Here is a 14230-nt window from a genome sequence, read left to right as displayed (position 1 = left end):
CGCCACCTGCTAGGGTTGCACCCCGACATGTGGCGCACGACAGCTCCCAGAGGAGAGATCCTGTTCGAGGTCGGGGAGTACCGGGTGCGGCGGGTCTCCGAGGAGGACGCGCCGATCATCCGCAAGCTCGGGGAGCGCTGCCTGGAGCACCTCGAGCTCCACTACGGCTCGCCGCCGGACCCCGGGCAGATGATTCGCGAGCTGCTCTCGGATCTGCCTCCGCGCAAGACGCTCGTGGACAAGTTCGGCATGGGCGTCTTCGACGGCACCCAACGGCTGGTCGGCGCCATCGACGTCATCCGCGACTACCCCGAGCCGCGCGAGTGGTACCTGGGCCTGCTGGTGCTCGAGCCGGCGCATCGCAACCAGGGGTTGGGCGCCGCGCTCATGGACACGCTGACGGAGTGGCTGGTGCGGCACGGCGCCGCGCACCTGCGCCTGGCCGTCTCGGAGCACAACGAGGCGGGCCAGCGCTTCTGGGCGCGCCGGGGCTTCGAGCCCGTGAAGCAGGTCATCGCCGAGTTCGGCAACAAGCAGAGCGTCTTCCACGTCCTGCGCCGCGCCCTGGAGGTGCGATGAAGTGCCCCGAGTGCAAGGAGCCCATGGCCATGCAGTCCTTCGAGGGACGCACGGGCGCGCCTGTCGAGGTGGACGTGTGCCACGGCTGCCGGGGCCTGTGGTTCGACTCGAACGAGAGCCGGCAGCTCTCCGCGGCGGGCACGCTGTCTCTCTTCCGCGAGATGCACGCGCAGCGCACCGCGCGCCGTCCCCAGGACAGACGGGGCATGTCCTGTCCGCGCTGCGACGCGAAGCTCGAGCTGGCGCATGATCTGGCGCACAACAATCGCTTTCATTATTCGCGCTGCCCGAAGGGACACGGGCACTTCATCACCTTCTTCCACTTCCTGCGCGAGAAGGGCATCGCCCGGAGCCTCACGCCCCGCGAGCTCACCGAGCTGCGCAAGCACGTGGACACCCTGCTGTGCTCGGACTGCGGCGAGCCCGTGCGGCTGGCGAACCTGACGGCCTGCGTGCGCTGCGAGGCCCCGCTCTCCCTGCTCGACCCGGACTGCGTGCGCACCACGGTGAGCGACGCACAGCGGGCCACGGGCTCGCGCCGCGACGTGGCGCCCGAGGTGGCCGCCCGGCTCCTCATGGACAACCTGAAGCAGGGGAGCTTCCACCCGAAATCCTCGCAGCGCCCGAATGAGCTGAAGTCCGAGCACCGCTCGGATGCCATTCCTCCCGTCGAGCTGTCCTCCGGCTCCGCCGGGATGCGGCGTGACACGAGCGCCGTGTCGGCCGCCCTCGACCTCATCGGCGAAGGCATCAGCATCGTCGTCGGCATCTTCTTCTGAATTTCCCCCCACCCCGGCAAACGCCACACACATGACGCAACGACAACCCTCTCGTCTCCCGTTCCTCCTGCTGCTCGCGCTGACGGCCCTCGCCGGCTGCGATCCCAAACCTCCCCCCACGACGCCTCCGGCCGAGCAGCGCTACTCCGACGTGCGGTTCGACGTGACGGTGCCGCCCGAGACGCCCGTCAACGCCACCCTGCTGCTCGAGGGCGCGGATCCGTCGTTCAACGGCTCCTCCGGCCAGGGCCTGGAGCTCATCTTCCAGGGCGGCACCACCTTCTCGGTGAAGGCGAAGCTGCCCACGGACAAGGCGCTCACCTACCGCATCGTGATGACCACGCCGGGTGCGCAGGTGGCGCTCGACGCGGCGGGCGCGGCGGTGCCCGAGCGCACCGTCACCGTGCACGAGACCGAGGAGAACGTGAGCTTCAGCGTGGAGCGCTGGGGCCCGGAGAGCGGCGACACCCAGCCGCGGCTCGCCTTCCTCGTCCAGGTGCCCGAGGCGAGCACGCCCCTGGACAACGGCCTCTGGCTGTCCGGCAACGCGCCCGAGCTGGGCGGCGGCAAGCCGGATGGCGTGAAGCTCTACAAGGCGGTGAACGACCGCTACGTCGCCGTGCTCTCGTTCGCGCCCAACACGTCGCTCGAGTACCGGGTGACGCGCGGCACGGCGGACACCGTGGAGGCGGGAAGCCATGGTGAGGACCTCACCCGTACCCATACGACGAAGAGCGGCCTGGAGCGCCTCGAGCTCGCCGTCGGCCGCTGGGGCGACGTTCCCTCGCAGCTCACCTTCAAGGTGACCGTGCCGCCGGAGACCCCGGCTGACGCCCACCTCGTCCTCAAGAGCAACAACGAGGTGCTGGGCGCGGGCCTCGCGCTCACCTACCAGGGAGGCACCACCTTCCAGGCCACGGTGGCCCTGCGCCGCGGCCTGGATTTCTCCTACAACGTCCAGATGACCGCGCCGAGCGCGCAGGTGGCGCTCGACACGGCGGGCGCGGTGGTGCCTCCGCGCTCGTTCAAGGTGAACGCCGACGAGATGGTGAACCTCACGGTGGAGCGCTGGGGCCCGGAGAGCGGTGACACCGAGCCGCGGATCGCCTTCGTCGTCGCCTACCCGAGCAACACGCCCGCGGCCGACAGCCTCTACATCGTCGGCAACCAGGACCAGGTGGGCCCCTGGGACCCGGGCCTGGTGAGGATGTACAAGGCGGTGAACAACCGCTTCGCCATCACGCTGTCCTTCACGCCGGGAACGTCGCTCGAGTACAAGTTCACGCGCGGCTCGTGGGACACCGTGGAGAAGGGCCCGGCGGGCGAGGAGATCGACAACCGCACCTACTCGACGGGCAGCGGCTTCGCGCGCCTCTTCCTCACGGTGGCCAAGTGGGCGGACCTCGACGGAGTGCCCGCCACGCCGGTACTCACGGGCAACATCAAGTACCTGCGCGATGTGACGCCCAAGGACACCACGCTCAAGAAGCGTGACGTCATCGTCTGGCTGCCGCCGGACTACGAGGCGAACCCCTCGCGTCACTACCCGGTGCTGTACATGCACGACGGGCAGAACCTGATGGACGCCACCACGGCCTTCGCGGGCGAGTGGGGCGTGGACGAGACGGCGCAGCAGCTCGTCGAGTCCGGCCAGGTGGAGCCCGTCATCATCGTGGGCGTCTACAACACCGCGGACCGCATCCCCGAGTACACGCAAGTATCGGACGCGACGTACGGCGGCGGCCGGGCGGATGACTACGGCAAGTTCCTCGTCGAGGAGCTGAAGCCTCTCATCGACAGCACGTACCGCACGAAGCCCGAGGCGCAGTACACGGGCCTCGCGGGCTCGTCGCTGGGCGGCCTGGTGTCCATGTACCTGGGCATGAAGTACCCGGGAACCTTCAGCCGGCTGGGCGTCGTCTCGCCCTCGGTGTGGTGGGCGAACAAGGACATCCTCTCGAAGGTGAACGCGCTGACGGAGAAGCCGGCGCTGCGCATCTGGGAGGACATCGGCACCGCCGAGTCCGGCTCCAGCACCGAGAACACTGAAACGGTGGCGGATGCCGACGCGCTGCGCGACGCGCTGGTGAACAAGGGCTGGGTGCTCGACAGCGACCTCAAGTACACCGTGGTCGACGGTGCCAAGCACAACGAGAAGGCCTGGGCCGCGCGCTTCGGCGACATTCTCAAGTACCTGTACCCCGTAGTGCCGTAATCCCTCTCAGTCCCCGCCCTCCGGCTCGATGAGAGGGGAGGGCGGGCGCTCGGCCCGGGGTGGCTCCATGAGGGCGGCCACCTCGGGCGAGTACCCTCCGGGGCCCTCGCCGTGGGCGATGAGCGGCGGGCGCACCGCGAGCCCCCGCTGTCTGTCCCGCACCGCGTGCACGAGGAAGCGCGTCGCCGGAGCCTCCACCCGCGCGTGCACGAAGCGCAGCGCCACCGGGTACAGCTTCGCCTCCACCAGCAGCCCGAGCACCTCCGCCACCCGCGCCGCCGGGTAGACGAGGCTCACCCGTCCCCCCGGGGACAGCGCGTGCCGGGCGGCCGCCACCACCGAGGGCGCATCGCACGCCAGCTCCTGCTTGGACATGGCGCGCTCGGCGTCCGGGCTGCGCACGCCCGCGTGCACCGGGCGGAAGGGCGGGTTGGACACCACGTGCGCGTAGGCCCCGGGCGCGAAGAGCGAGCGTGCCTCGCGCAAATCCCCGAGCACCGGCCGCACCCGTCCCTCGCAGGCATTGAGTGACACGGCGCGCACCAGCCGCGCGTGCACCTCGGGCTGCAACTCCAGCGCGTCCACCGACCCCAGGCCGAACTGGCACGCGAGCAGGAAGGACACCACGCCACTGCCCGCGCCGAGCTCCAGCAGCGGGCCTCCCGCGTCCCGTCCCTCGGTGGCGGCGAAGGCGGCGAGCAGCACCGCGTCGAGCGTGAAGCGGTAGCCGCCGCGGCGCTGCAGCACGCGCACGTTCGCCGTGCCGATGGAGTCGAGCGTCTCGTCGCTCTTTTCGCTCAAGGAAGGCTCCGGTAGGGCGCCGGGACTGTCGGGCAGCGGGCCCTCACTCTATCCGGCGGTCCACACCCGTGGGGCGGCTGTATCCCAGGCCACTTCCCGGGCTGGACGCACACCGGGGGATGCACAGCTTGCCTGCCCCATGAGCCGGCACCTTTCCCTTCCCGTCGTCCTCCTCGCCCTGGCCTCCAGCGGCTGTGGCACCGACCCGGTGCCGTGTACCAACACCTGCCCGGACCTCTCCGGGGCGTATGCCCTCGAGGACGCCACGTCCGTGGGGCAGTGTGACTTCAGCCCCTATCTGCTCGCGCCCACGGTGCAAATCCTCCAGAGCGACAACGGGCGCAGGGTGGTGATGGAGGTCATCGATCCGTCCACGCAGCTCTCCGTACCGCTCACGGGCGAGGTCTATCTCCCCGACCCGGTGGGAGACATCGAGCAGCTCGGCTCGTTCCGGATCGACACGCGCACCGTGAGGGCGATGAGCCCCTCGGACGAGCGGACGGTGACGCTGGACGTGAGCGCCTCGGGCTCGGTGTTCCTGCGCGAGGGCCGCCGGATCCTCTCCGCCACGCTCACCACGATGGACACCACGTCCGGCAAGGGCTGCACCGTCACCCTGTCCGTCATGGGCCACGGCGGCTGAGCCCGAAGCCACCAGGGGGTGGGCTCCCCACGAGCCCCTCGCGCCTGCTATGAGTCGTGGCTGTCTTGAGCATCCAGCAGCGGAGTGAACCGGGGCTCGCGCAAGCCTACGAGCGCGCCCTCCAGGCCGAGCAGCGTCCCGTGGTCCGCGGGCTCAACATCCTGCGCCTGGTGGGCGTCGGCGTCTGGCTGCTCCTGGCACTCCAAGGCACTCGCGAGGGCGATCCGGCCTGGAGGGACTCGGTCACCCCCCTGCTCGCCTGGGCCGCCTTCGCCGCGGTGCTCGCACTGCTCTACCGCGTCCAACGGGTGCCAGTGCGGCTGATGGCCTACGCGCCCGCGCTCCTGGATCTCCCCTTCATCGCGTACCTCCAATGGGTGCGCGCGGAGTATTCGCCCACGCCCATCGGGGTGGCGGCCTTCAATGTCGCCTTCTTCCTGTTGATCATCCTCTGCTCGCTGCTCACGCTGCAGGTGCGCGTGGTGCTCGTGGGCTCGGTCATGGCGCTGGTGGTGCAGACGCTCTTCCTGCGGCTGCTCCACACGGACGCGCTCATCTCGATGGCGTTCCTCTTCCTGCCGCTGCTCGGAGCGGCGGGAGCGGTGCTGGCCACCGTGCGCATCCACCGGCTCATCCGCGTCGTCCTGCGCGAGCAGGCGTCCCAGACGCGGCTGTCTCGCTACTTCGCGCCCGCCGTCGCCGAGCACATCATGCGTCTGGGCGAGGGCGAGGCGCGCGGAGAGGAGCGTGAGGTCACCATCCTCTTCGCGGACGTGCGGGGCTTCACCACGCTCTCCGAGCAGCTCACCGGGCCCGAGGTGGTGGAGCAGCTCAACGAGTACCTCGCGGCGATGACGCGGGTGGTGTTCGCGCACGGGGGCACGCTGGACAAGTTCATCGGCGACGGGCTGCTGGCCTACTTCGGAGCGCCGCTGCCGCAGCCGCGCCACGCGGAGGCGGGCGTGCGGTGCGCGCTGGCGATGCTCGAGGCGCTCGAGTCCCTCAACCGCGTGCGCACGGCGCGAGGCCAGGTGCCACTGCGCATCGGCGTGGGGCTGCACACCGGCCGGGTGGTGATGGGAGACGTGGGCACCGAGGAGCGCAAGGAGTTCACCATCATCGGCGACGCGGTGAACCTGGCCTCGCGAGTAGAGGGGCTGACGAAGGCGCACGGGGTGGAGCTGCTCATCACCGAGGCCACGCGCGCCCAGGCGGGCGAGGCCCTCACGTGCACGCCCATCGGCGCGGTGCTGGTGAAGGGCAAGGCCCAGCCGGTGGAGGTGTTCGTGCCCCGGCTCGCCTCGGGCTCGACGAGCGCCGCCTGAGTCCTGCTCACGCTCATGCGCCCGCGCGTCAGCGCCGCGCGCCCGCGAGCCGCTCGGCCACGTCGATGACCTTGGCCTCGACGTTGGTGTTGTCCAGCTTGTCGATCTCCGCGAGGCCCGTGGGGCTGGTGACGTTCACCTCGGTGAGCCAGTCACCGATGACGTCGATGCCCACGAGGTACAGGCCCCGCTCCTGGAGCGCGGGCTTGAGGCGGGCGCAGATTTCGAGCTCGCGCGGGGTGAGCTGCGTCTTCACCGGAGTGCCACCGGCCGCCATGTTGCCGCGGTGGTCATCATGGGCGGGGACGCGGAGCACGCCGCCACAGGGCTCGCCGTCCACGAGGATGATGCGCTTGTCGCCCTGGCGGCTCTCGGGGAGGTAGGCCTGGACGACGATGGCCTTGCGCCCACCGAGCGTGAGGACCTCGAGCAGCGAGCGGGTGTTCCGGTCACCGGGCTGGAGGAAGACGATGCCCTGGCCGCCGAAGCCCTCGACGGGCTTGAGGATGGTGCCCTCGGGGTGGCGGGCGACGAACTGGGCGATGGCGGCCATGTCCCGGGCGATGAGCGTCTCGGGCATGAGGTCGGGGAAGCGCAGGCCGAAGAGCTTCTCGTTGGCGTCGCGGATGCCGGTGGGGTTGTTGAGGAAGACGGGCGCGCGGCCGTTGCACAGCTCGACGAGCTGCGTGGCCTGGATGAAGTCGGCGTCGACGGGCGGATCCTTGCGCAGGAAGAGCACGTCGAGGCTGGAGAGGGGGCGGACCTGCTCGTCGAGGAGATCGAAGTGACGGCCGGGCTCGCGGCGCACGGTGACGGTGCGCATGCGGGCCTCGGAGGCGGAGCCGCTGAAGCGCAGCCAGGGCTGCTCGAAGTAGCGCACCTGGTGGCCGCGGCGCTGGGCCTCGAGCATGAGGGCGAAGGTGGAGTCATGGTCCACCCGGACTGTCTCGAGGGGATCCATGAGGAAGCCGATGGTGAGCGCGGCCATGGGTGCGAGAGCCTCCTGCGGGGTGCGGGGAATGATACCCGGTGAGTAGACGCGGCGAGGCGGCCGCGCGACAGAAAAAACACGCGGGGTGGGGGAGGGACTCCGGGTGACGCGGTGGGCACACAGCCGGTCCGGCGTCCGGCCCACCGGGCTCTCAGTCGCGCTGGCAGGAGCCCTGAACGCAGGAAGTGCCTCGGGGGCACGCGGGCTGGCCGTCGCCACAGGGGAGGTGGCTGCAGGCCATCTTCAGCTCCAGGCCCGAGTCCTTGTAACGCGGAGGCCAGACGGAACAGAGGCCGCCAGCGGAACAGGGCACCTGCTGGCAATTCTCCCCGCGTACCACCGCGCAGACCGAGATGCCCTCGCCCATGGCGATGCACCGTTGGCCTTCGGGACAACTCGTGGCCTCACAGGTGGGAAGGCACGAGGGGCCATTCAACCCCTCGCGGCAGAAGAAGCCCCGTGGACAACTCGTGGGCTCATCCGCCTGGCAGGAACGGCCACACCAGCCCTCGTTGCAGCGCAGCCCCGAGGCGCAGGTCTCTTCATCCCTTCCCAGGGTCCGCACACAGGCTTCGCCTTCTCTTCTCAACCCCGGAGGGACACAGGTCCGTATGAGCGCCCCATCCCCGAGCGAATGAACCGTCTGGCACATCCAGTCCTCACCGCACTGGAAGTCCGCCTGACACGTGCTGCCCCCACAAAAGCCTTTGCGCTCACCAGCGAAGTACAAGCAAGCCAGGGGTGGCTCACAGTCCTCACGCTTCCAGCAATCCCGCCCAAAGGTCTGGAGCGCTCTCTGCTCAGCCAGTGGAAGAAGGGAAGGTTGCTCCTGGCGCATCGAGCCAATGAGCAGCATCAGCGGCACGGGCAGTACGAGCCCGATGATGCCACCGATGATCGTGCTCCACCTCACTGGCATTCCACCTTGCAAGGCAATGAGGTGCAGTCGCGGACCTCCACCTTGCCCTCCGGACAGTGCCACTCCTCGTCGTCGTCCACATCCGGGTCCTTCAGCTCGCGCTTTCGCTCCTCGTGCATCTCCTTGATGTCCTTCTCCATGGCCCGATCGAACTTGCCGCCTATCCCGTAGACATCAGGACAAGCAGTCCCCAGGACCAGCAACCCCATCAAGGCCATGAGCATCGCGCGTCGAGACATGAGGCCCCCCAACGGAATGTTGCCCCAGGGGCCCGGGATGGAGCGGTGCGCCATCCACAGCGGTGCCCACTGCCGGACACCGCCTCCCGGGAGGGGCCCTTGATACCGCGCCTCCACTTCAAGGACGCTCGGGGTGCGTGCCCCTCGCCAGGCCAGACACCCGGAGCGATGCCTTCGCCCTCCACGAGCTGGAGCGGCATCAGCGCCGGCGTGAGCAGGGCATCCCCACGCTCACCGTGCTCGCCGGCCCTCCTCGCACCGCCGCCTCCCTCTGGCATCGCTGGCTCGCCTCGCTCCACCGTCCCTCCTCCAACGTGCCCGTCTCGACCGAGGCCGAGGCCGTCCGCTCCTGGGTCGAGGCGCTCGCTCGCGTCAGGGACCTCGAGGCGGATGCGGCGGAATTCCTCGGACGGGCCGCGGGCCTCGCACCGCACGAGCTGCCCGCGCGGTTGAAGGGAAAGACAGTCCACGAGCGCGACGTCCTCCTCCAGGAGCTGTTTCCCTCCGCTCCCGATGGAGATGCCTCCAGCGCGTGCCGGGATCTGCTCCAACCACGAGTTACCCACAAGCCGAGCGCTCCCTTCGACGCGCTGCTCGAGGCCTGTGAGCACGAGCCCCTCCGGGTGCTCGCGGCCCTCCAGGCACTCGTCCCGCCCGAGGCCGCACCCGCGCTGCTGCTCACCGGTTCCAGCGCGGAGGACATGACCCGCTCGGCCCGGATCGCCGCGAAGCTGTGCGCCTCCAGCCCCACCCTCGTCATCGCACTGACCGCGGAGCCGCCCTCGCTCGACGCGTACCTGCACGGCGGCCAATCCCAGGCGCTCGCCATGGTGCGCGAGGGCCTCATCGAGCTCGCCGCGCCCTCTCCCGAGGCCCTGGGGCGCAAACTGGAGGCACTCGGCGTCCAACCCTCCGAGGAGCTCTCCGGCCCGCTGGCCCGGCTCGCGGCCGAGGGCGCGCCGGACGAGGTGCTCACGCTCTTCGGCGAGGTGGTCCGCGAGCACCAGCGCGGCACCCGCGAGGACGCGCCCGAGGACCGGGCGCGCAGCACGGAGGAGCGTTTCCTCTACGCCATCCTCGACTCGCACCCCGCCACGCAGGGGCTCTTCGAGCTCAACGCCTCCCCGGGGTTCCGCCTCGCGGGCCGCGAGGTCGAGGTGGACCTGCTCGCCCGGCGGCTCTCACTCGCAGTGGAGCTCGACGGCTACTACCACTTCCAGGACGACGAGGCCTACCGGCGGGACCGGCGCAAGGACCTCGCCCTGCAGCGCCACGGCTACATCGTGCTGCGCTTCCTGAGCCGGGACGTGGTGGCGCGGCTCGAGGAAATCCTCGACACTATCTCGGAAGTCATCCTGCAACGACGCGAGGCCCTCTCCCAGACGGGCTCGCGGGGGGAGGCCGTACATGGAGGGGCACGAGGTTTGTCGTCTCGGTGAGCTGGCGCTCGCGTGGCTGCTGACGCGCGAGGAAGGCAAGGGCGCGCGCAGCGAGCTGTCCCGCGCCCTCAAGCCCTTCGCCGAGCACCGTTGGACCGCCAGTGATTGGAGCACCCGGCTCGACGAGACGCTCACGGCGCTCGAGGCGGGCGGGCTCGCGCGGCGCACGGCACGCAATGGGCTCGAGCTCACCGCCCAGGGGCGGACGCATGCCCACGCGTGGCTCGGCGTGAAGCGCCTGCCCGAGGGCACCCGCTGGAAGAAGCTCAAGGCCACGCACCTGCTGGCACGCGTGCTGGAGCTGCCGCCCTCCACCGGCAACCTGGCACGGCTCGGCACCGCGGATGGCATGCGCGCGGTGCTGGTGCAGAAGCAGCTCGGCTCCGAGTCGCCCGGCTCGCGCAGCCTCACCCAGGTGCGCGACGCGCTGTGCTGGAAGCAGCTCGGCGTCGAGACGGACAAGCCCTTCACCCTGGCCGCCGTGCAGGCGGTGCTGCTCGCCCGCGCGCTTCAGGCCTCGCGCGAGACCGAGCCCACCCAGGCCATGCGTCAGCTCGCGGCGAGGAGCGTGGGTGCGAAGCGCTCGGATGCGGAGAGCCTCCGTCTGGCGGCCCTGCGCTCCTGGCTCGTCCCCACCTCCGAGCCCGTCACTCCCCCCGAGCCCGTGCGGCCCGCCGTCTCTCCGGCGCCGTCCGCGCGCAACGAGCTGGCCGGTGCGCCCTCGCCGGGTTACTTCGACCTGGCGGCTCCGGCCCCGCGTGAGCAGCTCCAGGGCTTCGCCGAGCGGGTGCGGCAGGCGGCGAGGGCCTCGGCGAGCGGGCGCTTCGGCGAGGACAAGATCTTCATCTCCCACGTCTGGCGCCTGCTGCGCGCTCAGCTCCAGGGCGTGGACGAGCAGACCTTCAAGAGCCGGCTCGTCGAGGCCAACCGTGCGCGGCTGCTCTCGCTGAGCCGGGCGGATCTGGTGGAGGCCATGGACCCGGCGGATGTCTCCGATTCGGAGACGCGTTACCTCGGCGCCACCTTCCACTTCATCGCCCTGTAGTCGCCTTCCTCCGCGCGGTTGCCAGGGATTCCCGATGAGCCAGCACGATCCTCGTCTCGCAGCCTTCCTCTCGGACCGTACCGAGGTCTTCCACTCCATCCAGCACCGCCACGAAATCTGGCGGCCGGATCCCTTCGACGTGGAGCGGGTGCACCAGGAGGCGCGCACCGCCTTCGAGCGCCTGCTCACCCGGGCCACCACCCCGCCGGGACTGGACTCGGGGCGCATCCTGCTGCTGCTCGGCGAGTCCGGCTGCGGCAAGACGCACCTCGTCCGGGCCTTCCGCTCCCGCGTCCACGAGCGCTCGCTCGGGTTCGTGGGCTACATGCAGATGACGACGTCCACGTCCAACTATGGGCGCTACGTCCTCTCCAACCTCATCGACTCGCTCGACCAGCCCTACTGCGAGCCCTCGCATCCGGGCTCCGGTCTGACGAAGCTCTCCAGCGCGCTCTTCTCGCGGTGCGGCAAGTGGGCCGCCGGCCTCACGCTGCCCGACACGGACGCGGACGACGTCCATCAAATCATCGGTGACGCGGCCGATGAGCTCATCGCCCAGGAGGCCTTCGCGGACCTGGAGTTGGACCTCCTGCGCGCGCTGCTCTACCTGCAGCGCAACGAGCCGCGCATCAAGAGCCGCGTCCTCAAGTACCTGCGCTGCGAGGACCTGGCCGAGCCGGATCGCAAGGTGCTCGGGGGAATGGTGCCCCGCGTCCACGATGAGCATCCCAAGCAGATGGTGGAGCAGCTCGGGCGGCTGATGCGCGCGCTGGAGCACTCGCTGGTGCTGTGCGTGGATCAGCTCGAGGACATCTACGATCCGCACGACGCCGGCAATCCCTTCCGGCGGGCCATGCAGACGGTGTGTGACCTGGCCGATCGCGTGCCCTCGTCGCTGGTGGTCATCAGCTGCCTGAAGGACTTCTGGGAGGCGATGCACTCGCAGCTCACGCGGCCCATGTTGGATCGCATCACGTTGGATCCCGCGCCCCTCAGCCTGCACAGCCTGCGCACGGCCGAGGAAGCGCGGCTCATCGCCGAGAAGCGCCTGGAGTACCTCTACGAGCAGGAGGACGCGCCCTTCGAGGCCGCGGAGCCCACGTACCCCTTCCCGCACGAGGGCTTCGAGGCCCTGGCCGGCATGCGCGCCCGCGACGTGCTCAACGAGTGCCGCCGCTACCGGGAGCTCGCCATCCGCGAGGACGGACTGCCCGAGCACTTCCCGCTCGTGGAGCTCCCGACGGGCACGGGTGGCAAGGAGGGCCACTCGGGGTCCACGCAGGTCTCGGAGTTGGATCCGCTCTGGAACGACTTCCGCGCCGCGTACAAGGGCTCGCCACCGGATGATGACTCCGAGCTGGCCGTGCTCCTCTCCTGGGCACTGGGGGTGAGCACGGACGAGGTGGACAGCGGCCACCGCTTCGAGGCCCGGACGCTGGGCGAGGCCATCCAGGTGGACATCGTTCCCGGGGATGGGAAGCTCCACGTAGCGCTGTGCAACAAGAAGCCTCAGGGCGGAGCACTCGCGCGGCAGATTGTGGAGACACAGAAGGACGCGAGGGGCCGCACGCTCGTCATCGTCCGCACCACTGCCTTCCCCAACAACCCGAAGGCCGCCGTCGCCGAGGAGCTCGGCAAGCTCATCGCCAAGGGCGGGCGCCGCGCGGTGCTGGAAGACAGTGATTGCCGCACCCTGCTCGCGCTGCGTGTGTTCCGCAAGCAGCACGAGTCCCGTGCCGACTTCGCCTCCTGGCTGCGCTCGGCCCGGCCCCTCACGCAGATCAAGGCGCTGCGCGACATCCTCGACCTGGACCAGCTGCGTCCCGTGGCCCGCCAGGCTCCGGCCGCCGTCGTCGCCAAGCCCGCCACCTCCCAACCCGCCACCGCGATCCGGACGGATCCGAAACCCGAGGCGCCACCCCCGGAGCAGCCCCCTCGTCCGGTGGAAGCCCCGAAGGAGCCCGCGCGCAAGCTCGAGCCCATGCGCATCGGCGAGCTGGACAGTCTGTCCAAGGAGCCCGTCCTCGTCCGCCCCAACGAGCTCGTGCAGCACGCGGCGTTCCTCGGTGGCCCGGGCAGTGGCAAGACGACGCTCGCGCTCAACCTGGTGGAGCAGCTCCTGCTGCAGGGCATCCCCGCCATCCTCGTGGACCGCAAGGGAGACCTCGCCGGGTATGCGAATGACGCCGTCTGGACGCGCCCGCTCGATGATCCGCACCGCTCCGAGCGCCGGGCCCTCCTGCGCGAGCGGCTCGACGTGGCCCTCTTCACCCCCGGGCACCCCCACGGCCGCCCGCTCGCCATCCCCATCGTCCCGGACGGGCTCGGCTCGCTGCCCGAGTTCGATCGCAAGCAGGCCACCCAGCTCGCGGCCGATGCCCTCGGCGGCATGCTGGACTACAAGCACAACGGGCGCGACAAGGCCTGCCGCACCGTCCTCACGCAAGCCATTGATCAGCTCGTCCAGCTCTCGCCCGCGGGCGTCACCCTGGAGAAGCTCGTCTACTTCATCGACGAGAAGGACCCGCGTCTGGTGAACGCCGTGGGCCGGCTCGAGATGAAGCTGTTCGAGAAGCTCGTGCAGGACCTGGAGACGCTCCGGCTCGGCTCCTCCTCGCTGCTGGGCAGCGGTGGCGAGAAGCTCGACATGGATTTGCTGCTCGGACGCGGGGCTCACGCCCGGCCTGGAAAGACGCGCTTGAGCGTCATCAGCACCAAGTTCCTCGGTGACAACGACAAGGTGCTCTTCTGGGTGTCCCAGCTGCTCATCGAGGTGTCGCGCTGGCTCGGCCGCAATCCCTCCAGTGCCCTGCAAGCGGTGCTCATGTTCGACGAGGCCGACATGTACCTGCCAGCCACCCGGCAGCCCGCCACCAAGCAGCCCATGGAGAACCTCATCCGGCGCGCGCGCTCGGCGGGCCTGGGGCTGATGCTCGCCACGCAGAGCCCGGGCGACTTCGACTACAAGTGCCGCGACAACATCCGCTCCTGGTACATCGGCCGGGTGAAGGAGAGGAACTCGCTGGAGAAGATGAAGCCCATGCTCAGCGAGGCCCGGACGGACTTCACCGCGAAGATTCCCAATCAGGCCACCGGCGAGTTCCACGCCGTCCGCGAGGGCAACGTGCAGCGCGTGAAGACCGACCCCTCCGTGCTCGCCACCGAGCAGCTCTCCGATGATGAGTTGTTGCGGCTCGCCGCGCGTACACTCCCCGCGGCCGACGCCCGGCGCACGGGCTCCTGAACGAAAGAGAG

11 protein-coding genes are annotated in these 14230 nt (G+C 70.0%); 8 read left to right on the top strand and 3 right to left on the bottom strand.

The features are described from left to right. Positions 1–27: 27 nt before the first annotated feature. The 3 genes from ACJ8AN_RS15100 to ACJ8AN_RS15090 are packed head-to-tail and all read left to right on the top strand — an operon-like array spanning position 28 to position 3573. Positions 28–579, top strand: a complete 552-nt coding sequence (locus tag ACJ8AN_RS15100; RefSeq protein WP_407756047.1) for a GNAT family N-acetyltransferase — start codon at positions 28–30, stop codon at positions 577–579. Continuing rightward, complete coding sequence (locus tag ACJ8AN_RS15095) at positions 576–1358, top strand: zf-TFIIB domain-containing protein (protein WP_407756046.1); 783 nt, start codon at positions 576–578, stop codon at positions 1356–1358. The genes ACJ8AN_RS15100 and ACJ8AN_RS15095 overlap by 4 nt, the downstream gene beginning before the upstream one ends. Before the next feature lie 31 nt (positions 1359–1389). Further along, positions 1390–3573 (top strand): alpha/beta hydrolase-fold protein, encoded by a 2184-nt coding sequence (locus tag ACJ8AN_RS15090; RefSeq protein ID WP_407756045.1) that lies wholly within the window; start codon positions 1390–1392, stop codon positions 3571–3573. Positions 3574–3579: 6 nt separating this feature from the next. On the opposite strand, the gene ACJ8AN_RS15085 is transcribed toward ACJ8AN_RS15090, so the two are convergent. Then, a complete protein-coding gene (locus ACJ8AN_RS15085) occupies positions 3580–4374 on the bottom strand; it encodes a tRNA1(Val) (adenine(37)-N6)-methyltransferase (RefSeq protein ID WP_407756044.1) in 795 nt (264 codons plus the stop codon). A 139-nt stretch (positions 4375–4513) separates the two neighbouring features. Between ACJ8AN_RS15085 and ACJ8AN_RS15080 the strand changes: the two genes are divergently transcribed. Together ACJ8AN_RS15080 and ACJ8AN_RS15075 are read left to right on the top strand one after the other, a co-directional pair. Continuing rightward, positions 4514–5017: a hypothetical protein gene (locus tag ACJ8AN_RS15080; protein ID WP_407756043.1), complete on the top strand. Its 504-nt coding sequence runs from the start codon at positions 4514–4516 to the stop codon at positions 5015–5017. 65 nt (positions 5018–5082) lie between these two features. Further along, complete coding sequence (locus ACJ8AN_RS15075; RefSeq protein ID WP_407756042.1) at positions 5083–6342, top strand: adenylate/guanylate cyclase domain-containing protein; 1260 nt, start codon at positions 5083–5085, stop codon at positions 6340–6342. Positions 6343–6370: 28 nt separating this feature from the next. Here ACJ8AN_RS15075 and gshB read toward each other — a convergent pair whose 3' ends face one another. Both gshB and ACJ8AN_RS15065 read right to left on the bottom strand, forming a co-directional pair. Beyond that, positions 6371–7330 carry a glutathione synthase gene (gene gshB, locus ACJ8AN_RS15070; RefSeq protein WP_407756041.1) on the bottom strand — a complete coding sequence of 320 codons (960 nt, stop codon included), beginning with the start codon at positions 7328–7330 and terminating at the stop codon, positions 6371–6373. Between the two features lie 912 nt (positions 7331–8242). After that, a complete protein-coding gene (locus ACJ8AN_RS15065) occupies positions 8243–8491 on the bottom strand; it encodes a hypothetical protein (RefSeq protein WP_407756040.1) in 249 nt (82 codons plus the stop codon). 137 nt (positions 8492–8628) lie between these two features. On the opposite strand from ACJ8AN_RS15065, the gene ACJ8AN_RS15060 reads away from it, so the two are divergent. The 3 genes from ACJ8AN_RS15060 to ACJ8AN_RS15050 are packed head-to-tail and all read left to right on the top strand — an operon-like array spanning position 8629 to position 14219. Then, positions 8629–9930, top strand: a complete 1302-nt coding sequence (locus tag ACJ8AN_RS15060) for an endonuclease domain-containing protein (protein ID WP_407756039.1) — start codon at positions 8629–8631, stop codon at positions 9928–9930. Further along, positions 9899–10975, top strand: a complete 1077-nt coding sequence (locus ACJ8AN_RS15055; RefSeq protein ID WP_407756038.1) for a hypothetical protein — start codon at positions 9899–9901, stop codon at positions 10973–10975. Before ACJ8AN_RS15060 ends, ACJ8AN_RS15055 begins: the two co-directional genes overlap by 32 nt. A 34-nt stretch (positions 10976–11009) precedes the next feature. Then, positions 11010–14219 (top strand): helicase HerA domain-containing protein, encoded by a 3210-nt coding sequence (locus ACJ8AN_RS15050; RefSeq protein ID WP_407756037.1) that lies wholly within the window; start codon positions 11010–11012, stop codon positions 14217–14219. The last annotated feature ends 11 nt before the right edge of the window (positions 14220–14230 follow it).

The sequence above is a fragment of the Archangium sp. genome, from assembly GCF_045802675.1.
GTDB lineage: Bacteria > Myxococcota > Myxococcia > Myxococcales > Myxococcaceae > Archangium.
The sequence above is the reverse complement of the archived record's forward strand: the minus strand, read 5'-3'. Positions and strand labels throughout refer to the sequence as shown.

Excerpts from the sequence above, each read along its gene's own strand:
- ACJ8AN_RS15100 (WP_407756047.1), top strand. The coding sequence starts at position 28 with ATGTGGCGCACGACAGCTCCCAGAGGAGAGATCCTGTTCGAGGTCGGG.
- ACJ8AN_RS15095 (WP_407756046.1), top strand. The coding sequence starts at position 576 with ATGAAGTGCCCCGAGTGCAAGGAGCCCATGGCCATGCAGTCCTTCGAG.
- ACJ8AN_RS15090 (WP_407756045.1), top strand. The coding sequence starts at position 1,390 with ATGACGCAACGACAACCCTCTCGTCTCCCGTTCCTCCTGCTGCTCGCG.
- ACJ8AN_RS15080 (WP_407756043.1), top strand. The coding sequence starts at position 4,514 with ATGAGCCGGCACCTTTCCCTTCCCGTCGTCCTCCTCGCCCTGGCCTCC.
- gshB (WP_407756041.1), bottom strand. The coding sequence starts at position 7,330 with ATGGCCGCGCTCACCATCGGCTTCCTCATGGATCCCCTCGAGACAGTC.
- ACJ8AN_RS15065 (WP_407756040.1), bottom strand. The coding sequence starts at position 8,491 with ATGTCTCGACGCGCGATGCTCATGGCCTTGATGGGGTTGCTGGTCCTG.
- ACJ8AN_RS15055 (WP_407756038.1), top strand. The coding sequence starts at position 9,899 with ATGGAGGGGCACGAGGTTTGTCGTCTCGGTGAGCTGGCGCTCGCGTGG.
- ACJ8AN_RS15050 (WP_407756037.1), top strand. The coding sequence starts at position 11,010 with ATGAGCCAGCACGATCCTCGTCTCGCAGCCTTCCTCTCGGACCGTACC.